General features: G+C 71.8%; 19 protein-coding genes. 11 read left to right on the top strand and 8 right to left on the bottom strand.

All coding sequences use genetic code 11. The features are described from left to right. Nucleotides 1-11 precede the first annotated feature (11 nt). Together GBN72_RS06990 and GBN72_RS06985 are read left to right on the top strand one after the other, a co-directional pair. Nucleotides 12-359: a MerR family transcriptional regulator gene (locus GBN72_RS06990; RefSeq protein ID WP_151770692.1), complete on the top strand. Its 348-nt coding sequence runs from the start codon at nucleotides 12-14 to the stop codon at nucleotides 357-359. A 50-nt stretch (nucleotides 360-409) separates the two neighbouring features. Next, on the top strand, nucleotides 410-922 hold the full coding sequence (locus GBN72_RS06985) for a DinB family protein (protein ID WP_151770691.1): 513 nt from the start codon (nucleotides 410-412) through the stop codon (nucleotides 920-922). Nucleotides 923-1,054: 132 nt separating this feature from the next. Here the strand turns inward: GBN72_RS06985 and GBN72_RS06980 are convergent, their stop codons facing one another. Next, complete coding sequence (locus tag GBN72_RS06980) at nucleotides 1,055-1,903, bottom strand: NAD(P)H-binding protein (RefSeq protein WP_151770690.1); 849 nt, start codon at nucleotides 1,901-1,903, stop codon at nucleotides 1,055-1,057. A gap of 146 nt (nucleotides 1,904-2,049) precedes the next feature. On the opposite strand from GBN72_RS06980, the gene GBN72_RS06975 reads away from it, so the two are divergent. Continuing rightward, nucleotides 2,050-2,442, top strand: a complete 393-nt coding sequence (locus tag GBN72_RS06975) for a winged helix-turn-helix transcriptional regulator (RefSeq protein WP_151770689.1) — start codon at nucleotides 2,050-2,052, stop codon at nucleotides 2,440-2,442. Nucleotides 2,443-2,582: 140 nt separating this feature from the next. Here GBN72_RS06975 and GBN72_RS06970 read toward each other — a convergent pair whose 3' ends face one another. After that, nucleotides 2,583-2,777, bottom strand: a complete 195-nt coding sequence (locus GBN72_RS06970; RefSeq protein ID WP_151770688.1) for a hypothetical protein — start codon at nucleotides 2,775-2,777, stop codon at nucleotides 2,583-2,585. Between the two features lie 175 nt (nucleotides 2,778-2,952). Between GBN72_RS06970 and GBN72_RS06965 the strand changes: the two genes are divergently transcribed. Further along, nucleotides 2,953-3,864: an NAD-dependent protein deacetylase gene (locus GBN72_RS06965; protein WP_151770687.1), complete on the top strand. Its 912-nt coding sequence runs from the start codon at nucleotides 2,953-2,955 to the stop codon at nucleotides 3,862-3,864. 93 nt (nucleotides 3,865-3,957) lie between these two features. On the opposite strand, the gene GBN72_RS06960 is transcribed toward GBN72_RS06965, so the two are convergent. Further along, on the bottom strand, nucleotides 3,958-5,718 hold the full coding sequence (locus GBN72_RS06960) for a glycoside hydrolase family 6 protein (RefSeq protein ID WP_151770686.1): 1,761 nt from the start codon (nucleotides 5,716-5,718) through the stop codon (nucleotides 3,958-3,960). A 442-nt stretch (nucleotides 5,719-6,160) separates the two neighbouring features. Between GBN72_RS06960 and GBN72_RS06955 the strand changes: the two genes are divergently transcribed. After that, a complete protein-coding gene (locus tag GBN72_RS06955; RefSeq protein ID WP_151770685.1) occupies nucleotides 6,161-7,312 on the top strand; it encodes a glycoside hydrolase family 12 protein in 1,152 nt (383 codons plus the stop codon). A gap of 119 nt (nucleotides 7,313-7,431) precedes the next feature. On the opposite strand, the gene GBN72_RS06950 is transcribed toward GBN72_RS06955, so the two are convergent. Both GBN72_RS06950 and GBN72_RS06945 read right to left on the bottom strand, forming a co-directional pair. Further along, entirely contained in the window at nucleotides 7,432-7,836 is a 405-nt protein-coding gene (locus GBN72_RS06950) for a VOC family protein (RefSeq protein ID WP_151770684.1), read from the bottom strand. A 98-nt stretch (nucleotides 7,837-7,934) separates the two neighbouring features. After that, complete coding sequence (locus GBN72_RS06945; RefSeq protein WP_151770683.1) at nucleotides 7,935-8,390, bottom strand: nuclear transport factor 2 family protein; 456 nt, start codon at nucleotides 8,388-8,390, stop codon at nucleotides 7,935-7,937. 132 nt (nucleotides 8,391-8,522) lie between these two features. Here GBN72_RS06945 and GBN72_RS06940 point away from each other — a divergent pair, with 132 nt between their 5' ends. From GBN72_RS06940 to GBN72_RS06925, 4 genes are all read left to right on the top strand, one after another. Further along, the gene (locus GBN72_RS06940) at nucleotides 8,523-9,338 is read left to right on the top strand and encodes a helix-turn-helix transcriptional regulator (protein ID WP_164540417.1); all 816 of its coding nucleotides are present in this window, start codon (nucleotides 8,523-8,525) and stop codon (nucleotides 9,336-9,338) included. Nucleotides 9,339-9,448: 110 nt separating this feature from the next. After that, complete coding sequence (locus GBN72_RS06935; RefSeq protein ID WP_151770682.1) at nucleotides 9,449-10,192, top strand: FG-GAP repeat domain-containing protein; 744 nt, start codon at nucleotides 9,449-9,451, stop codon at nucleotides 10,190-10,192. A 136-nt stretch (nucleotides 10,193-10,328) separates the two neighbouring features. Continuing rightward, nucleotides 10,329-10,679, top strand: a complete 351-nt coding sequence (locus GBN72_RS06930; RefSeq protein WP_174887071.1) for a hypothetical protein — start codon at nucleotides 10,329-10,331, stop codon at nucleotides 10,677-10,679. 108 nt (nucleotides 10,680-10,787) lie between these two features. Continuing rightward, entirely contained in the window at nucleotides 10,788-11,885 is a 1,098-nt protein-coding gene (locus GBN72_RS06925) for a MerR family transcriptional regulator (RefSeq protein ID WP_164540415.1), read from the top strand. A 55-nt stretch (nucleotides 11,886-11,940) separates the two neighbouring features. On the opposite strand, the gene GBN72_RS06920 is transcribed toward GBN72_RS06925, so the two are convergent. Next, nucleotides 11,941-12,432, bottom strand: a complete 492-nt coding sequence (locus GBN72_RS06920; protein WP_164540413.1) for an NUDIX hydrolase — start codon at nucleotides 12,430-12,432, stop codon at nucleotides 11,941-11,943. A 178-nt stretch (nucleotides 12,433-12,610) separates the two neighbouring features. Here GBN72_RS06920 and GBN72_RS06915 point away from each other — a divergent pair, with 178 nt between their 5' ends. After that, a complete protein-coding gene (locus GBN72_RS06915; protein ID WP_151770679.1) occupies nucleotides 12,611-13,240 on the top strand; it encodes a DinB family protein in 630 nt (209 codons plus the stop codon). Nucleotides 13,241-13,321: 81 nt separating this feature from the next. Here the strand turns inward: GBN72_RS06915 and GBN72_RS06910 are convergent, their stop codons facing one another. Further along, the gene (locus tag GBN72_RS06910) at nucleotides 13,322-16,663 is read right to left on the bottom strand and encodes a tetratricopeptide repeat protein (protein WP_164540411.1); all 3,342 of its coding nucleotides are present in this window, start codon (nucleotides 16,661-16,663) and stop codon (nucleotides 13,322-13,324) included. A 210-nt stretch (nucleotides 16,664-16,873) separates the two neighbouring features. On the opposite strand from GBN72_RS06910, the gene GBN72_RS06905 reads away from it, so the two are divergent. Further along, a complete protein-coding gene (locus tag GBN72_RS06905; RefSeq protein ID WP_151770677.1) occupies nucleotides 16,874-17,104 on the top strand; it encodes a hypothetical protein in 231 nt (76 codons plus the stop codon). A 688-nt stretch (nucleotides 17,105-17,792) separates the two neighbouring features. Here GBN72_RS06905 and GBN72_RS35090 read toward each other — a convergent pair. Then, complete coding sequence (locus GBN72_RS35090) at nucleotides 17,793-18,656, bottom strand: TrbL/VirB6 family protein (protein WP_246212287.1); 864 nt, start codon at nucleotides 18,654-18,656, stop codon at nucleotides 17,793-17,795. Between the last annotated feature and the right edge of the window lie 235 nt (nucleotides 18,657-18,891).

Raw genomic sequence — 18,891 nt, 5'->3', positions numbered from 1 at the left:
CAAGGAGTGCCATGACCACCCTCACCCCCGCGACGGCCGCGGACCGCACCGGGGTCTCCATCGACACCCTGCGCTACTACGAGAAGGAGGGGCTCATCGGCCCGATCCGGCGCTCGGCCGGCGGGCGCCGGGAGTACACCGAGGACGACGTCTTCTGGATCGGCCTGGTGACCTGCTTCCGCGACGCCGGGCTGGGCATCGCCGACCTGCGGGAGTTCGTGGCCATCCTGCGCTCCGACCACACACCGCGGGACCGGGTCGTCTTCCTCCGCGAACGCCGATCCGCGATGGAGCAGCGGGTGGCCGCGCTGCACCGTGCCATGGGGGTTCTGGACGAGAAGATCGCCTACTACAGCTGAGCGCCGGGGCCGGGGCCGCAGAGGGAAGCGGGGCGTACTAGCCTGTGGGCATGACGACTTGTACCGAGTGCGGCTTCGTCCACGACCTCGCGCTGGCTCCCACGGTCGCGGCGTCGGCGAAGGACTGCGCGGGCGCGTACGCGGACCTGCTGTCGGGCGAGCCGTCGCGGCTGCGGCGGCGCCCCGGCCCCGCGGTGTGGTCACCTCTCGAGTACGCCTGTCACGTCCGCGACGTGCTGCTCGTCCAGCGGGAGCGGGTGCTGGCCGCGCGACGCTCCGACACACCGGTCGCCGAGGCCATGGGGCGCGACGAGCGGGTGGAGCACGACGGATACCTCCGGCAGCGGCCGGCCGACGTGGCCCGTCAACTCCAGGACGCGGCCCTGATGTTCGCGGACGTCCTGGATCTGCTGCCGCCTTCCCACTGGGAGCGACGGCTGGTCTACGTCTATCCCGAACGCGAGGAGCGGACGCTGCGGTGGGTCGCCGTGCACACCCTGCACGAGTTGCGTCATCACCTGCTCGACATGCGCCGCCTCCTTTCGGAGCCGGTGGCGCTGTGACGCTCCCCGAGGCGGGCGTCCGCCGCTGAGCGCGCGGACCGTGTCGGCCGGGAGGACCGGGACGCGGCCGTGTGCCTCGGCGACGGCGCCCGCCTCCGGCGGTCACGCGGATGCCCGGCCCCGGACCGGCTTCTACCGGAAGGCGGCGACGTGACGCCGGGCCCAGTCGGCGAAGGCACGCGGTTCCCGGCCGAGGATCCGCGCGACGTCCGGGCTGATCCGCTGCTCGGCAGGGGTGGGCGCGCCGAGGATGGCGAGGGTGGTCTCGACCACGGGCCCGGGCATGAACCGCAGCATCTGCTCGCGCGCCTCGTCGCGGGTCTGCTCGACGAACCGGACCGGCTCGCCGAGCGCGTCGGCGATCGCCTCGGCCCGCTGCCGCGGCGTGCTGAGGGCCGGGCCGGTCAGTTCGTGGACGCGGCCGGCATGGCCGCCGTCACGCAGGGCCGCCGCCGCGACCTCGGCGATGTCCGCCGGGTCGATCACCGGCAGGCCGACGTCCGCGAAGGGCGCGGCGACCGTCCGCCGCGTGCGCACCGAATCGGCCCAGGCGTAGGCGTTGGAGCCGAAGCCGCCGGGGCGCAGGATCGTCCAGTCCGCGCCCGACTGACGGACCGCCTCCTCGAAGGACCGTCCGGTGCCCCCGTGGGAGACCGACCGCGGCCGGGTGGCGACTCCCTGGGACGACAGCAGCACGACCCGCTCGATCCCGGCGGACCTGGCCACGTCGACCACCTGCCGGGGATCGACTAGGTGGGCGCCGGCTCCGCCGTCCTGGAGGAAAAGGGCGGTGGCGCCGTCGAACACGGGCCGGAGGCTGTCCGGTTCGGCCAGATCCGCCCTCCGATGGCGGACGCCGTCCGGCGTGTCGTCGCCCGAGATCCCCCGGGACGTCGCGGTGACCCGCTCCCCCGCCGCCGCGAGGACCCGCACCAGCGGCCGCCCGACGTTCCCGGTCGCACCCGTCACTACGATCCCCATGAACTCCCCCTGGAATCACGTCTGTTGTGCACGCCCACGTGGGGGCGTGCGGGCTTCGCGGGAACTTCCCCGAAGCGACCCGGGGACGCTAACACCGCCGATAGAGTAGGTACCTACAGGAAAGTGACTACCCCTCGGGAATCCGCATGACCGGTGACATGACCTGGACGGCCTCCGGCTCGGCCGACCCCGAGAACGCCTGCCCGATCGCTCCGGTCGTGGACATCGTGTTCAGCCGGTGGACCACGCCGATCCTGTGGACCCTCAACGCCCACGGCCGCCAGCGGTTCGTCGAGCTGGAGCGACGGATCGCCAGGATCACGCCGAAGGTGCTGACGCAGCGGCTGCGGCAGCTGGAACGGGACGGGCTCGTCTCAAGGACGTACCATCCGGAGGTTCCGCCCCGGGTCGAGTACGAGATCACCGGCCTCGGCCGCAGCCTCGCCCCGCTCTTCGCGGGCCTCACCGAGTGGGCGTCGGCCCATCTCGACGAGGTCGAGCGGGCCCGCCACGACTACGACGGCACGCCGGGCAGGTAGGGCGGAAGTCTCCGGGACAACGCGCGGTGCGGCTCCACGGCGACCTGCACCCGGCCGACCTCCTCACCGCGGCCGGCGCCTTCCACGAGGCGTACGAGCCGGCGCTGGAGGGGCGGAGGTCCACGGCTCGTCGTCGCCGCTCACGACGGCAGGAACCCCGTCGCCAGGAGGACGCCCATGACCAGCAGGCATCCGCCGACGAGCCGGTACGCCGAAGCGCCGGGCCTCCCGGAGCGCCCGCCCGCCCGGCTGCCGAACAGGGCGGCCCATCTCTCCCCGCCCACGAGCGAGAACAGTCCCATCAGGGCGACGACCACTCCCACGGCGACCTGCACGACCGCACCCTCCCTCCCGGAACGACGGGTCGCTCCGGTGACGGCATCACGATGCGTATGGCTCGGCGGGGGCCCGGGAAACGAGCGGTTTCCCGCCATAGGAGGCAGCGGCCCGCCCCGCCGGGGTGGGGCGAGGCGCGGGGCGGCGGCGGAGTCCCTTCCGTACCCTGGCGTCATGCGTATGCGCCCCACCCTGAGCTGGACCCCTCCCGAGGACCTGCCCCCGGGCACCGTGGACCCGGGACCGGTCGTCGACGCCCTGAGCACCGGAGGTGTCCTGGTGCTCAGCGGTGCGGGCATCTCCACGGAGTCCGGGATCCCCGACTACCGGGGCGACGGCGGGAGTCTCAGCCGGCACACCCCGATGACCTACCAGGACTTCGTCGGCGACGCCCACGCCCGGCGGAGGTACTGGGCGCGCAGCCATCTCGGCTGGCGCACCTTCCGCCGGGCCCACCCCAATGCCGGTCACCGGGCGGTGGCCGCGTTCGGGGCCCAGGGCCTGCTGGCCGGCGTGATCACCCAGAACGTCGACGGGCTGCACCAGGCCGCCGGCAGCGAGGACGTGGTGGAGCTCCACGGCAGCCTGGCCCGCATCATGTGCCTCACCTGCGGCACCATGAGTCCGCGCCGTGAGCTGGCCGAGCGGCTGGAGGCGGTCAACGAGGGGTTCGCGCCGGTGGCCGCCGGCCTGAACCCGGACGGTGACGCGGACCTCACCGACGAGCAGGTCGGTGACTTCCAGGTGGTGCCGTGCACGATCTGCGGCGGCGTCCTCAAGCCGGACGTGGTGTTCTTCGGTGAGAACGTCCCGCCGGACAGGGTCGCGCACTGCCGTCGGCTGGTGGACGAGGCGGCGTCGTTGCTGGTGCTGGGGTCGTCGCTGACGGTGATGTCGGGTCTCCGGTTCGTCCGCCAGGCGGCCCAGGCCGGCAAGCCGGTGCTGATCGTCAACCGGGACCCCACGCGCGGTGACCGGTACGCCCTCACCCGTGTGGCACTGCCGCTGGGAACGGTGCTGACGACCGTGGCCGAGCGGCTGTCGTCCCCGCCTGAGCACCGGGCGACGGCCCGGACACGACCGTAGGGCGCCGACCGCGCGGGCGCGGGGAACGCGCGGGCCGCCCGCCCCGCCATGGCGTGGCGGGGCGGACGGCCTGTGTGCGGTACTGAAGCGGTGTTACGGCAGCGGCGGGTAGGCGTTGGCCACCAGCTGCTGGAACTGCGCCGAGAACCACTTGCCCGACAGGGGAGCGTTCGGCAGGGCGCCGGACTTGCTGTTGCCGTTGCGCGCGTTGCCCTCGTAGGTCGGGTCGCACATGCGGTCGAAGCCCTTGCCCTCGTCGTTGTCGATCACCTGGCTGGCACCGTCGGACTCACCCGGCGGCTTGATCCAGACGTAGGCGTCGATGCCCGGCTCGGGGTTGGCCTTCGGACGCTCGCCGATACCCGCACCCGACTGGTTGCACCAGTTGCCCAGGTGGATACGCCGGTCGACACGACCGCCGTTGACGTAGTTGTCGACGCTGGTCGTCGGACCCGCGGCGGTGGGACGCGCGGAGCCGCCCCAGCCGTTACGGGAGGTGTCGATCAGGAAGCCGATGTTGCTGGGGAAGCCGCTCTGGATGAGCTTCTCCCGGAACATCTGGGCGAAGGACAGCTCGTCCACGGACTGGTTCCAGTCCACCCACTTGGACTGGCGCACGGACGTGCCGTTCACCGAGTCGGAGATCTTGAAGTTGGGCTCCTTCAGGGCGCTGTAGTTCGCCGTGTTCACGATGAAGCCGTGCACGTCGGACAGCTGGGCGCCGTTGCTGGTCGCCGTGGTCTTGAAGAGCTCGGCCGTCGGGCCCAGGTTGGTGTCCCAGCCCAGCCAGCCGTGGTGACCGGCGTCGACGTAGTTGTAGACGTTGGGAATGCCGCCGAGGACGTCCAGCGCGTAGCCGATGCCCTTGACGTAGTTCCCGTTGCTCTTCATCGTGTCGCACATCGCCGTGGCGGTGTCACGGCCGGACACGTTGGTGATGAGGTTGGGCAGCGAGTCCACCTCGATCGTCGTGACGATCCGCAGGGACGCGTACTTCGGGTCCTTGAAGATCGCGGCGATCGGGTCGATGTACTGCGTCTTGTACTTGTCGATCTCCGTCGCACCGAGCTCGCCGTTGGAGGCCAGCGCGGCGCAGTCACGGCCGGGCAGGTTGTAGATCACGAACTGGATCGCGAGCTCGCCCGAGCCCTTCTGCTTCAGGGCCTCGTCCAGGTGCTCCCGGGCGCCCTTCGCACCGTTCGCGCCGTTGATCGCGGCGATCCGGTCCAGCCAGACACCGGTCGGCTGGTTGGAGATCTTGGAGCCGCCGGGCTCCGCGGCGGCCTTGGCGGACCAGTCCGGGTTCACGTACACCTTGGCGCCGGCGTACGGGTTGTCGACCTTGCTGCCCGGCGGCGGGGTGGTCGGCGGGTCGGTCGGCGGCGGGGTGGTCGGCGGGTCGGTCGGCGGCGGCGTCGTGGGCGTGCCGTTCCCGTCGGTGTCGCAGGCCGCGCCGTCGAGGGTGAAGGCGGTGGGCACGGCGTTGGTGCCGCTGTAGGTGGCGTTGAAGCCGAAGCTCACCGACGCCCCACTGCCCAGGTTGCCGTTGTACGACTCGTTGGCCGCGGTGACGGCGGTGCCGCTCTGGGTGATCTTGGAGTTCCAGCCCTGGCTGACCTTCTGGTTGCCGGCGAAGGTCCAGCCGACCTTCCAGGAGGACTTGGCACTCGAGTTGTTGATGAGAGTCACGTTGGCGGTGAAGCCACCGCTCCACGAGCTCTGCACCTGGTACTTGACAGTACAGGCAGCAGCTGCGGCGCTCACGTCGTTCGCGGGCGTCATGGCGGAAGCCACACCCGCGGCCCCCGCGACCATCGCGAAGGCTGAGAGTAAGGCTGTTCTGGTACGGCGCATCGTGTGCGGGTCTCCTTGTCCGTGCGGTTCGACTCCGCCCGGCATCCGGGAGCACACCGCGTCACGCCGGGGGGCGGGAACACGGGACTTTCGCATGGAGCGACTCCTGGCGGGCCGGACACGTCCAGGCGGTCGTGTCGACTGAAAACGGAATCGCTCCCACTGGTACGGAGGACGCTAGCGTCAACTCATGTACACGTAAAGATGGTTGACCCGCCTTTTCGTCGCCGGCTGCGGCTGAGTGCCTTCGAAACTTTTTCGAACGTCCAACACCTTGACCGCTCCGCCCCCCACCCACACCATGGGAGCGCTCCCACTGGTGTTCCACCCCCCACGGGCCCCTTCACGGGCCACCTTCCCCCCACACAAGGAGTGATGCGCGACCGGTTCCGAAACGCCAGAGCACCTCCCCCCACCAGCTCGTTTCGATGAAGGGACCCGCATGTCCGCCCTGTTGTCCAGGCTCCGCGCCCTGCACCCCGCACTGGCCGCGTTGGTCCTGACAATCGCCTCGCTGACCTCGGTCGGCCTGGTGTCGACGTCGGCCCAGGCCGACACCTTGATATGCGACCAGTACGGCTCGACCACCATTCAGGGCCGTTACGTCGTGCAGAACAACCGCTGGGGCACCAGCGAGCAGCAGTGCATCAATGTGACCAGCACCGGTTTCCAGCTGACCACGGCCAACGGCTCCGTCCCCACGAACGGCGCTCCGAAGTCCTACCCGTCGGTCTACAACGGCTGTCACTACACGAACTGTTCACCAGGCACCAACCTGCCCAAGCAGATCAGCACGATATCCACCGCGCCGAGCAGCATCTCCTACACCTACGTCAGCAACGCCACGTACAACGCGTCGTTCGACATCTGGCTTGACCCGTCCCCCAAGAAGGACGGCGTCAGCGCGACCGAGATCATGATCTGGCTCAACCGGGTCGGCTCCATCCAGCCGATCGGCTCCCGGACCGGATCGGCGTCGGTCGCCGGCCGCACCTGGGAGGTCTGGACCGGCAACAACGGCGGCAACGAGGTGATCTCCTTCGTCGCCCCGTCCGCGGTCAACAGCATGAACTTCGACGTCATGGACTTCGTGGACCAGGCGATCGCCAAGGGTCTCGCCCAGCAGTCGTGGTACATCACGAGCATCCAGGCCGGTTTCGAGCCCTGGCAGAACGGCGCGGGCCTGGCCGTGAACTCCTTCTCCTCCACGGTCAACTCCGGTGACGGCGGCAACCCCACCAACCCGCCCACCACCCCGCCCCCGACCAACCCGGCCGGATCCTGCCGCGTCACCAACACGACCAGCTCCTGGACCGGCGGCTTCACCTCCAACATCACCGTGACCAACACCGGTTCCACGGCGATCAACGGCTGGAAGGCGGGCTTCACCCTGCCGTCGGGGCAGACCGTGACCAACGCCTGGAACGCCACCGTCTCGCCGAACTCCGGCGCGGTCACGGCGACCAACACCTCGTCCAACGCGCAGATCGCGCCGGGTGCCAGCCAGTCGTTCGGCTTCCAGGGAACCTACTCGGGGTCCTTCAGCAAGCCGACCGCCTACACCCTGAACGGCACCACCTGCACCGTGGGCTGACGGGCTCCGCCCGCTCTTCGCCCTCCCCCTGCCCCTGCCCCGCTCCAGCACTGCGTGGAGCGGGGCAGGTGACACCCCCGGGCGGCCGGCCGTCCACGACCGCCCGTCCCGGGGACCGGTCATCCGCCGGACGGTGACGGTGCCAGGGTGCGCAGAACGTCGAACTCGTTGCCCTCGGGATCGGCCATGACCACCCAGCTCCGGCCGGGGCCCTGGCCCACGTCCACCCTGGCGGCGCCGAGGCCGAGCAGCCTGGCGACCTCCTCGTCGGTACTCCCGTCGACCGGGCTGACGTCGAGGTGGAGCCGGTTCTTCACGGTCTTGCCCTCGGGCACCCGCACGAACACCAGGGTGGGCGGCATCTGGCGGGCCCGGACCTCCTCGACGGTCGGAACCCAGGAACCGATCTCGACCTTGTCCTCGCTCCGGTCGATCACCGTGAAACCCAGGACCGCGCACCAGAAGGCCGCGAGCCGCTCCGGGTCCCGGCAGTCGACGACCAACTCGGTGAACCTACTGGTCATTGCTCCCCCCGGACAGTGCGGACGAGGCCCAGCCTACGGGCCTCCGCCGTCCGTCGCACGGGGGATCATGACGGTCACCACCGTCAAGAACCGATCACCTAGTGGTGCTCCCGCGCCGCCCCGAACCCCTCCGGGGCGCGGTCCAGGAAGACGGTGACGCCGCTGATCCGCCCGTCCTCCTCGATGCGGATCACGTCCGTGCCCGTGGCGAACGACGTCCGCGCGTCGCTTCCGGTGAGGAGTTCCCACTCGAGCCGGGCCCGGTCGTGGTGGAGCTGCGGCTGTTCACGCAGGCGGATCTCGGCCCCGCCCATGTGGGAGACGAACTGCTCCCTGAAGTCCATCAGGGCCTGCCGCCCCTCCAGCACACCGATGTGCGCCCGGTACTCGACGTCGTCGGTGAACACGGCCTCCGCCAGCCGGCCCCGGTCGTCGTCGGGGCCGGCGTTCCAGAACCGCAGGTACGGTTCCAGCTTCGCGGCGTTCTCGCTCGTGGCGTCGACACGGGGGGTGGTGTCCTGATGCGTTGTCGTCTGCTGTGCCGTTCCGGCCATGACGGTGGATCCCTTCGTTCGACGGATCGGTGCTGTGCGGTGTTTCACCTCCGACTGTGTGGCCCGCCGTGTGCCGTGTCGATGACCTCCGAGGTCATTGCCCCGCGACGCGCCGCGCGTCAGGCTGATCACATGACGACGACCCACGGCGAACCCGTCGGCATGCAGCTGAGGCGCTGGCGCGAACGTCGCCGCCGCTCCCAGCTGGACGTGTCGCTGGCCGCCGAGCTGTCCACCCGGCACCTCAGCTGCCTCGAGACCGGCCGGGCGAACCCGAGCCGGGACATGATCAGGCGGCTGTGCGACGAGCTCGACGTCCCCCTGCGGGACCGCAACGTGCTCTACCTGGCGGCCGGCTTCGCCCCGGCGCACCCCGAGCGCCCGCTCTCCGGACTCGGTGCGGCGCGCCACGCGGTGGAGGCGGTGCTGGCCGGGCACGCGCCGAATCCGGCCCTCGCCGTCAACGCGCGCTGGGAGCTGCTGGCGGCGAATCCCGCGGCACGGCTGTTCCTCGGCGAGGTCACGGGCGGGGCGGCGCGGGCGCCGTTCAACGTGCTGAGGGCCACGCTGCACCCCGACGGCCTGGCCGGGCGGATCCGCAACCCGGCCCAGTGGCGCGGGCACGTGCTGCGCCGGGTCCGCCGCCAGCTGGAGCGGACGGCGGAAGCCGGCCTGGCGGAGCTGCTCGAGGAACTGGAGGGCTATCCGGCGCCCGCCGACGACCGGCGGGTGCCGCCGTCCTCCGCGGACGGCGTGGCGTCCGACCTCGTCACGCCGCTGCGTCTGTCGTCCGAGCACGGCGCCCTCGCGTTCCTGTACACCACCACCGTGTTCGGCTCGCCGCGGGACGTCACGCTGGACGAGATCGCCATCGAGACCTTCTTCCCCGCCGACGCCGACACGGCGGCACTGCTGCGGGCGGCGGCATCGGCGGCCGAGGTGGGCTGAGGTAGCCGAGGCGGCTGGGCCCACGCACCCTGCCCCGCACCGGGCCGGATGGAAACGATCAGTTAGGCTCTGCGCCTTCTGCCGGTCAACTTCCACTCACATAGGGGCAGATGATGCGAGGTAGGGGACGCGCCGCACGGGCGCACGGTGTACTGGCGCTCGCGGTCTCGACCACCCTGGTGGCCGGGTGCGGGGACGGCAGGGGTGATCCGCCGCCGCGGCCGGCGGCCGGGCCGGCCGTCAAGACCTGCGTGACCTCCTCCGGCGGCCTCGTGGCGGACCTGAACGGCGACGGCTCGCCCGACCGGGTCTCGCCCCCCTCCCTCACCGGGACCGACCTGGTCCTGACCTTCGGTGCCGAGGACGGACGGGAGACGGAGGTGGCTCCCCGGCAACTGGTCGGAGACCGCGGTGAGGACACGGACATCGTCGTGGCCGTCGTGGCCGACTTCGACCAGGACGGCTGGGTCGACCTCTACATCTCCGCCACCCGGGACTCCATCGGCGACGACCCTGAGCTGCCGAGCGTGTCCGAACTGCGGCTCGGCCCCTTCTCGCCGCGCGGTCAGGGCCAGGGCGACCAGCACGTGGACCTGTACGAGCCGCACGCCGCCGCCGTCGCCGACTACGACCACGACCGTTACCCGGACCTCGCGGCGTACGTCTACGAGGGCGACGGCGTCTACTCGACGGTGGCCCGCCTCGGCGGTGCGAAGGGACTCGACCGGAGTGCGCAGGAGGAGAACCAGCGGTACGCGAAGCTGACCGAGCGGGGATCCGTTCCCGACGGCCCGGCCGTGACCGACTGGACGACGTTCCACCCCACCTGTGACGGCGACGACGCCCCGGCGTGACGCCCGGACCGTTGTTCCCCACGAAAACCGTGCGGCGGGCCGCCGTGGGCCTGTGTCAAGATCGCCGCGCCGGTGGCCGGGCGGCTGGCCCGGTGCGGAAGCACATCGGCCCACGCGGCGAGAGGAGCACGGCCCCATGAGCATCACGGAACCGCTGACCGGCGAGGAACTCGAGGAGCTCGAGGTACTTTCCCAGGCGGCCACCCCAGGCCCCTGGCACGTCCGCTTTCTCGACGACGACTACGCCATGAACCTCGTCGCCGTGAGCACGGTGCCCGACACCGGCCTCGGTGAGCGCTGGCCCCGCTTCGACCACCACGAGATCGTGGCCGCGACGCTGGTTCAGCAGCCCCGCTACGTCGACTGTGCCGACGAGCTGTGGGACGAGAACGCGCGGTTCATCGCCGCCGCCCGGGACGCTGTTCCCCGTCTCGTCGCGGAGATCCGGCGGCTGCGAGCACTCGAGGAGTCCCGGCCGTCGGCGTGAGGGCGCGACGGGGCCGCTCCGTCCCGTCGGGCCGTGCCGCCGTGAGCGCGGCTTGACCCTCACGTGGCGTCAGGCCGCATATTGGCTGCCGTGGAGGATCTCTGGACCGTGGGACGCGTGGCAGAGCTGGCCGGCGTGAGCGTCCGCACGCTGCATCACTATGACCAGATCGGGCTCGTTCGCCCGTCGGCCCGGACCGCGGCCGGATACCGGGCCTATTCGGCGGGCGACGTGGAGCGGCTGCGGGAGGTGCTGGCCTACCGGCGGCTGGGCTTCGGCCTGCGCGAAGTCGGGGAACTGGTGGACGACCCGTCCACCGACGCGGTCGCGCACCTGCGCCGGCTGCGCGCCCTGCTGCTGGAGCGGCGTGATCGCGCCGACGCCATGGCGGCGGCGATCGACAGGGAGCTCGCGGTACGGGCGAAAGGGCTGAGGGTGACACCGGAGAAGCAGCTGGAGGTGCTCGGTGCGCGGCTGTACGACACGATCGGCGACGCCTACACCGCGACACGGCGTACCGATCCACGGATCGCCGCGCAGATCCGGGACGCGCTCGGGGACGCGCGGACGGTGCTCAACGTCGGGGCCGGCACCGGTTCGTACGAGCCCGCCGACCGGGACGTGACCGCCGTGGAGCCGTCCGCGGTGATGCGGGCCCAGCGGCGTGCCGGGGCGGCACCGTGCGTGGCCGCCGCCGCGGAGTGCCTGCCCTTCGAGGACCGGTCCTTCGACGTCGCGATGGCCGTCTCCACGGTCCATCACTGGGGGGACCCGATGGCGGGACTGCGCGAGATGCGACGCGTGGCCCGGCACGTGGTGGTCCTCACCTTCGACACGGACGAGCCCGGATGGCAGGACCGGTTCTGGCTCACCCGCGACTACCTGCCCGAGTTCGCCGCCGTCCTCGCGGACTTCCCCTCACTGGCCGCGATGGCCGACGCCGTCGGCGCGCGTGTCGAGGCGGTACCCGTTCCCTGGGACTGTGCTGACGGCCTGTTCGAGGCGTACTGGCGCCGGCCGGCCGCGTATCTGGAGGACCACGTGCGCCGTGCGATGTCGGTGTGGACGAAGGTCGGGGCGGAGGCCGAACGGCGGGCGGTCCGCAGCCTCGGCGACGACCTCGGCTCCGGCCGGTGGGCCGAGCGCAACAGCGACCTCGCGGGCCTCGACGCGGCAGACCTCGGCCTCCGCCTGCTGGTCGCCTGACCCACCTCGCGGGCACGGCGCCACGGGGGCTCCGGCGCGGCTGCCCGCTGTCCTGTCACCCCGGTGGGGCGGCAGCGGGGACCACGGTCGGCGGTTGATCAGGGTCACCGGGCCAGATCCACAGGGTTCCGGGTGGCACGGTGCCGGTCAGGCAGGCGATCAGGGGATCCCTGCGCGCACGTGAGGGATGGGCGGCCACGCGCTCGAGCGCCTCACCGAGGGGCACCCATGCCGCCTCCAGGACCAGCCGGTCGGGGTCCCTTGGCTTTAGGGCGCCTGTGGTGGTGGCCGCGGCTGCCTCCGCACGGAAGGTGAACACCGTCCATGTGCCCTCCCAGCCCGGGTCGTCCGTGACCACGTGCTGCGAGACGCAGGCCAGGCCGGTCGGCCCGGCCACGGTGAGCCCGGTCTCCTCGAGGACCTCTCGTACAAGGGCGTCATGGGCGAGCTCTCCCGGCTCGGCGACCCCTCCGGGCAGGACCCACTGTTCTGCCTGCCCGGCCAGGCGTTCACGGACCATCAGCACATGGCCGTCCCGCTCGATCATGGCTGACACGATGGTGCCCGGCATCGTCGACCCCTCCCCTGCGACCCCTCCCCGGCGACCACTGCACGCGTGACCTCGCACGCGTGCCGCTCGTACCGGCAGCCCGGGCACCTGCCCGGCCCGGTGGCCGACCGGCGGACGTTGAGTCGGCCGGCGGCGCGTGACAGGCTCGTGCACCGTGATCGATGACTTCGCGAAAGACTACCTGCACGGCGATCTGCGAGCGATGCGCGAGACGATGCTCTGGAAGCTCGAGGGTCTCGGCGAATACGACGCCCGTCGGCCCCTGACCTTGACGGGCACCAACCTCCTCGGCCTGGTCAAGCACCTGACGCTGTGTGAGTCCTGGTACTTCGGCGAGGTCTTCGACCGCCCGTTCCCCGAGCCCTTGCCCCGGTGGGACGACGCCGGGGAGCGCGACGCCGACCTGTGGGCGACCGAGCAGGAGTCGCGCGCGGAGATCACCGACCGCTACCGTCGCGTCGGGGAGCACTCGGACGCGACGATCACCGGCCTCGCCATCGACTCCCCCGGCTACGTGCCCTGGTGGCCCAGCCCCCACGTGAAGCTGTTCAACGTCCTGGTCCACATGCTCACCGAGACCAGCCGGCACGCGGGACACGCCGACATCCTGCGCGAGCAGGTCGACGGCGTGACGGGGACCACGGCCCGGTACGCGACCCCGCACCACGACGCGGCCTACTGGGAAGCCCGGCGCGCGAGGATCGAGCGCGCCGCCGGAGCAGCCGCCACCGCACTCGGCCAGGAACCCCGGCCCTTCACGGCACCGCGGGTCCGGCCTCAGTAGCAGCGGGCCAGGTCGGTCGCCACCCCGGCCTCGCAGCAGCGACTGTCCGAGGCCGGCGCGCCCGCGGACGGAACGTCCGGCTCACTTCGTCCCGTCGGCGCCGCGATCCGTGGCCAACGCCTGCCGGATGCTGTCGATCCAGGCATGGTCGTCGGCGAGTACGCCGCTCAGCGCGGACAAGGTGTTCTCGAAGGCCGCCTCGGCGTCCTCGGGCGTGAGCAGCCCGAGGTCGAGCCGGCACTGGTCCCGCCGGAAGCCGGTCATCAGCGGTTCCTGATGGCGGGCGCCGAACTCGGCGATCTCGCCTTCCAGGACCTGCTCGTACAGCCCCAGCGCCTCGGCCTTGTCGCCGTGCAGGTGGCGCATCCGGGCCAGGCAGAAGGCGGCGTTGCGGGTCTGCTTGTCGCCGGGGCCCAGAACCTGCGTGTAGGAGGAGACCACGTGCCGCAGTTCGGTCTGGGCCTCGTTGTGGCGCGCCAGCTCCTGCAAGGTGTGGGCCAGACAGTGCCGCTCGGACAGCACGACGGAGTCCTCAGGGTCCACGAGCCGGAGCCGGTCCTCGAGCACCGAACGGATCTCGCGCTCGGCCTCTTCGGGGCGGCCGTCCTGACGTATCAGGTCGCCACGCTTGTGGCGGAGCCGTAGCGCCTGGGAATGCTGGGGAGAGCGCGCTTCATCGCTGCCGTCGAACCAGGTGAGGGCGGCGTCGAGGGTGTCGATGGCGTCCGGCCTGCGGCCTTGGTGCGTGAGGTTGTCGGTCAGGCAGTAGGTGAGGTCCCAGTAGAGGCTCACCCCCTTGCCGTCCGCCGCTTCCAGGTCGTCGAGCACCGACCGGTACTCGACCTCCGCCTCGGCCCACCGCTCGGCAGCGTCGAACGCGTGCGCCATCTGGTGTCGTTGATGCAGGGGAAGGAAACGGTGATCCGTCTGGGAGGAGGCGACGTATTCGATCATGGCCCGGTACTCGGCGTTGCCTCCCGCCCCGTCGTGGCTCCGGACCGCGATCAGGTTGGCGAGCGATCCGTGGATGAGCAGGTTGTAGGTGTCCGCGGGGCGGAGCCTCCGGCGACTCGCCATCAGCACCGCACGCAGTTCGGCCTCCGTCTCGGCGTCGGACGCCTGGCCGCTCAGGTGCCGGGAGACCGCGAGGTCGTGGCGGGTGATCAACGTCTCGGGGTGCTCCGCGCCCAGCTCGGCCGACTGCTCGGCCAGCAGTTCCTCGCACCTACGGGCATGTACCTCGGGGTGATCGCTCGCCAGGATCAACTGGCTGGCCACACCGTGCGTCAGCAGTGTGTACGGGTCGTCCGCGCCGAGTACACGGCGTCGGACCGCGCGCACCTGACGCAGTTCGGCGACCGTCTCGTCCTCCGAGGCCTTCCCGTGCTCGAACCGGAAACAAGCGAGGTCGTGACGGGTGATCAGGGTTTCCGGATGGTCCGGTCCCAGCCGCTCCACCTGCGCGGCGAGGACGTCCTCGTACTCCCGCTCCTTCTCCTCCCCGCTGGGCAGGACGATGAGAGCGCGGTGCCGGATGGAGAGCCTGGTGGGGTGGTCGGGACGGAGGGCGCTGCTGCGTCCGGTGAGGACGCGCACCAGTTCCTCGGCCGTGTCCGAGTTGGAGAAGACGTAGAAGGCGAACGCGGCGAGGCCGGCGCGCAGCAGGGGCAGCACCACTCGTTCCGCGTCGTCCTCCGGTGCCGCGCCGAGGGCGGCCCCGACGTGAGGGGCCAGCAGCCGCCACCAGGGCCAGTTGGCCGGCTGCTCGGGAGGGAGCGCGGCGCCCTCTTCGAGGATGCGGGCGACGGCACGCCAGATGGCCAGGCGGTCGGCAGCGGGACCGTCCGCCAGTCGCAACGCGTTGGCCTCGAGTACGAGCCGATGGCTGACGAGACACGGGACCGGGTTCTGTTCGACGTCCGAGCCGTGGGGCCCGATGTCCACGACGTCCACGAGGCTCAGGTCGATCAGCGCTTCCAGGGCCCGGTCCGCGCGGTCCGGGTCCAGGGCCGCACTGCCCTCACCGGTCCGTCGGGAGGTCTCGGCCGAGAAGACGTCCTCCGCCGCCGGAAGTGCTTCGGAGTGGAGCAGCTCGACGGGGAAGGGTGAGGGGGCACCGCAGGACAGCAACCGCATGAGGAGGCGGGCCTCCGGCAGCTGTTGTTCCTCCAGGAGGTCGAGGGACAGCTCCCAGGTGCGTCCCACCAGGCGCCTGTGCATCTGCTCCGTCCCCGCCTCGTCCAGGGGGCGGCGCTCACCCTCGTCGAGGAAGCCCGCTCCGGCCTCTCCGAGCGCCTCGGTGTAGGCGGCGAAGCTCCGCAGTCTGCCCCCGGGACGGGAACCGCGGTGGCGCAGCAGCCCGGCACCGCGGGCGGCCCTGGACAGGTAGGACCCCGCCAGTTTCAGCGCCAGCGGCAAGCCGCCCAGTCGTTCGGCGAGGACCTGGGCCTCGACGGGGTCGCCCGCCTCCCCGGCGAGGTCCAGGAGTACGTCCCGTCCGTCGAGCGGGCCGAGCACGTCGATCCGGTGGGTCTCCGCCTCGTGTCCCCACACACTCGGGTTGCCGACCCTCGAGGTCACCACGGTCATCCCCGCCCGGCTGGAGCGAAGCCAGCCGGTGCCGTCGCCCGGGACGCCGCTCTCCGCGGCCAGCCACCCCGGCTCGTCGGCGTTGTCCACCACCAGCAGCCAGGGCTGTTCGGCGGCGTCGAGTTCTCCCCAGACCAGGTCGGTGGCGCTGAGCCGGCCGGACCACGCCGCCTCGACGGCCTCCTCGTCGGCACCGAGCTCGCGCGCGACCTCCCGCATGCCGACGACCAGCCGGTCCGGAGTGGAGGCGGAAAGCCAGAAGACGCGGTACCCCCGGTCCCGGGCCTGCCGCGCCAGGTGGAGGGCCATGGTGGTCTTGCCGCAGCCGCCCATGCCGAAAAGGATCTGCGGCCTGCTCCCGCTCCCGCTCCCGTTCTCCGCGAGTCTGCTGCCCAGGAGGTCCAGCAGTTCGTCACGACCGCGTACCCGCAGCGGGAGTTCCCCGTAGGGCGGGCGGATGGAGAAGGTTCCGGGGCCCGGCCGGCCGGGTGGCGTGGGTGGTGCCGTCTCCTCAGGACCGCTGTCGGGCCGGCCGCCCTCCCGGGCCGCCTGCTTCTCCTCCTCCACGGCGTTCCTGGCGGCCTCGTAGGCGGTGCGCCAGCCTCGGTCGGGGACGGCATCGCAACCGCGCAGGAGAGCGGCGAGCGTCTCCCACCTGGGCACGTGACGGCCCGTCAACGCGTCGGAGATGGTCGTCCGGCTGATGCCCGTCCCGTCCGCCAGTTCCCGTACCCCGGCGTAACCGGCCCGCTGCGCCACGGTCCGCAGACCGTCCGCCAGGTCCCGCACCGCCCGGGGCGCCTCAGGAACGACCTTTCCGAATCCCGCCGCCATGCGGTTGCCTCCCCCTGTCCTGCCTGGCTCCGAGCTTATGTCCGTGTCCGCCCGGACGTCCCCCGGACGGCGGACAACACGTGTTCCCGCCGGTCCGCGGCGTCCTGTCCGGTGCTCGTCCGACGCCCGTTGGGGACAGCCGGACGCCTCGCTACCACAGAGGGGAGGCGGCGAACGGAGCCGCATCACCCGAGGGAGAGGGCAGGGGACATGGAACTGGTCATGGCGGCGGTGGACTTCGTACGTGAGCACGCCGCCGAGCTGTCGGTGGGGATCGGGGTCTGCCGGCTGGTCGTCGACACGGTGCGGGGTGTCCGGTCGCTGGTGAGGCGGCACCGGACGAACCGGTCGACGCGTGAGGAACAGACGCGCGAGGGACAGGTGGACACGGCTCGAGGCCCCCACGCCGGGGAGGGGTCCCACGACCTGCCGCCGTCCTGACCGGTACGGCTGGGCCCGCGGGTCCGGGGAGGGGACCCCGCGGGCCCGCGGGGGCGGGGCTTCCTCCCCGGGCGGGACAGCGTCCGATCGGGTGGGACGCGGTCTCGACGATCAGGCCCATGCAGACAGACGGCTTCATCGCACCGCTCCCGGCGGACCGGTTCCCGCAACCTCGTGGCGGCCACGTGAAGAGGCGTGTGCCACCCGTTCGCCGCACGCCGGGTTCGCCGCACGCCGGGGCGGCTGTGGGGTCGCTCCAGGGAACGCACCGTCCCCGTGCCCCGCTGCCCCTGCCGACGGCATGACCGTGCCCGCGCCGGTCGGCCGGGGGCAGCCGCGCTGATCAGCGCGGGCGCCCGTGTCGTGGCCCTGCGCGGCGAGACCGGCCACGCCGCCGTCCGTCCTGGTCCGCCGTCCGCCCGGCCTCCGACTCCCCGGTGAGACGACTGGCGAGGCGATACACGACGGTCACGTCGCGGTACTCCTGCCCGGGGGCCACACGAGGGGGCAGGTTGGTCCGCTCACTGCCGGATGCCGATGCACGTGCTCCAGCGCCGGGGAAGGAGACCCGGGTCCGTGGCGTCTCCTCGAAGCGCAGACGGTCGCCGCTGACGACCGCGTCGAAGGAGATGTCGGGGCCGTGCCCCCCGGCGGAGGCATCGGCCGGCGGGCTCGGCGGTGCGTCCGTTCACGGCGGCTCGCCGCGCTCCTTGGCGGCGCGGCGACCGGTGGGCCGGGTCGCCTCGGACGCGTCGTCACGCTTGCGGCGTCGGCCGGTCTCGGGGCGTCCGTCGTTCGCGCCGTTGGCCGTCCGCCTGGCCGGCTTCCGTGCCGGCGCCCGGCCCGCGGACGGTGTGCGGCTCCTGCCGCCTCCCGAGCGAGTGGCGGAGCCGGCGGTCGCTCCTGCCGTGCGCGTGGCCTCCCCCGCCGCGCCGCCCACCTCGCCGACGGCTTCTCCCGCGCTCCCGCCGACGTCCTCGACCAGCTCGCCGACGCCCTGCCCGAGATCTCCGACGGCCTCACCTGCACCGCCGCCGATCACCTCGACCGCGGACCCGGCACCGCGGCCCACGTCGCCGACGGCCGACCCGACGTTGCGGACCAGGTCCTCGATGATCCGCGGATTGCGGTCGAGCGTCGTGAGGACCCGGTTGATGATCAGTGCGACGTTGTCCAGCCGGACCTTGAGCTGGGCCTGTGCTTCCACCCCGGAGATCCCGAGGTGGACCTGCCCGAGCGCGACATCGGCACCCACGTTCAGCTTGAGCAGGTCGAGCACCTCGGCCTGGAGGGAGACGCGGGCCCGCAGGTTCTCCACGTCGAGGTCGATCTCGTCGACCTTGAGCTGGGGGACGTCCAGGAAGACGTCAGGGCTCCCCTCCTGCGCCGGACGCCCCTGCGCGGCGTCGCCGCCCTGGACCACCGTGCCTTCGCGGGCCTCCTCATGGCCGAACGGCTCGGCTCCGTCGTCGTCGATCTCGTCGTCGTACAGTTCCGGATCCTCGGCGGCGTCCGTCCTGTGGCCGGCACCGTCGTCGGCGTGCTGCTGCATCGCTGCGCCTCCGCGAGCTCGCCCGGGCTTCTCGTCCTGTGTGCGTCATTCTGGCGCGAACGGCGCCGGTGAGACGGAACCAGCGGGACCGCCGCGGAGCTCCGGCACCCGGGAAGCCGGGATGAGAGCCCGGACGCAGGGGGAGCACGATGAACGACACCGCCAGGGCCGTACGGGTGACGGGAACGGAGGACGACACGGGATCGCCCTCCTCGGTGGGGGCGATTCAGCTGTT

The sequence above is a fragment of the Streptomyces abyssomicinicus genome (assembly GCF_008974245.1).
Classification (GTDB): Bacteria; Actinomycetota; Actinomycetes; order Streptomycetales; family Streptomycetaceae; genus Streptomyces; species Streptomyces abyssomicinicus.
The sequence above is the reverse complement of the archived record's forward strand: the minus strand, read 5'-3'. Positions and strand labels throughout refer to the sequence as shown.

What these genes read in the sequence shown, in the direction of transcription:
- GBN72_RS06990 (WP_151770692.1), top strand. Translation starts at nt 12, where the DNA reads ATGACCACCCTCACCCCCGCGACGGCCGCGGACCGCACCGGGGTCTCC.
- GBN72_RS06985 (WP_151770691.1), top strand. Translation starts at nt 410, where the DNA reads ATGACGACTTGTACCGAGTGCGGCTTCGTCCACGACCTCGCGCTGGCT.
- GBN72_RS06980 (WP_151770690.1), bottom strand. Translation starts at nt 1,903, where the DNA reads ATGGGGATCGTAGTGACGGGTGCGACCGGGAACGTCGGGCGGCCGCTG.
- GBN72_RS06975 (WP_151770689.1), top strand. Translation starts at nt 2,050, where the DNA reads ATGACCGGTGACATGACCTGGACGGCCTCCGGCTCGGCCGACCCCGAG.
- GBN72_RS06965 (WP_151770687.1), top strand. Translation starts at nt 2,953, where the DNA reads ATGCGTATGCGCCCCACCCTGAGCTGGACCCCTCCCGAGGACCTGCCC.
- GBN72_RS06960 (WP_151770686.1), bottom strand. Translation starts at nt 5,718, where the DNA reads ATGCGCCGTACCAGAACAGCCTTACTCTCAGCCTTCGCGATGGTCGCG.
- GBN72_RS06955 (WP_151770685.1), top strand. Translation starts at nt 6,161, where the DNA reads ATGTCCGCCCTGTTGTCCAGGCTCCGCGCCCTGCACCCCGCACTGGCC.
- GBN72_RS06950 (WP_151770684.1), bottom strand. Translation starts at nt 7,836, where the DNA reads ATGACCAGTAGGTTCACCGAGTTGGTCGTCGACTGCCGGGACCCGGAG.
- GBN72_RS06945 (WP_151770683.1), bottom strand. Translation starts at nt 8,390, where the DNA reads ATGGCCGGAACGGCACAGCAGACGACAACGCATCAGGACACCACCCCC.
- GBN72_RS06940 (WP_164540417.1), top strand. Translation starts at nt 8,523, where the DNA reads ATGACGACGACCCACGGCGAACCCGTCGGCATGCAGCTGAGGCGCTGG.
- GBN72_RS06935 (WP_151770682.1), top strand. Translation starts at nt 9,449, where the DNA reads ATGATGCGAGGTAGGGGACGCGCCGCACGGGCGCACGGTGTACTGGCG.
- GBN72_RS06930 (WP_174887071.1), top strand. Translation starts at nt 10,329, where the DNA reads ATGAGCATCACGGAACCGCTGACCGGCGAGGAACTCGAGGAGCTCGAG.
- GBN72_RS06920 (WP_164540413.1), bottom strand. Translation starts at nt 12,432, where the DNA reads ATGATCGAGCGGGACGGCCATGTGCTGATGGTCCGTGAACGCCTGGCC.
- GBN72_RS06910 (WP_164540411.1), bottom strand. Translation starts at nt 16,663, where the DNA reads ATGGCGGCGGGATTCGGAAAGGTCGTTCCTGAGGCGCCCCGGGCGGTG.
- GBN72_RS06905 (WP_151770677.1), top strand. Translation starts at nt 16,874, where the DNA reads ATGGAACTGGTCATGGCGGCGGTGGACTTCGTACGTGAGCACGCCGCC.
- GBN72_RS35090 (WP_246212287.1), bottom strand. Translation starts at nt 18,656, where the DNA reads ATGCAGCAGCACGCCGACGACGGTGCCGGCCACAGGACGGACGCCGCC.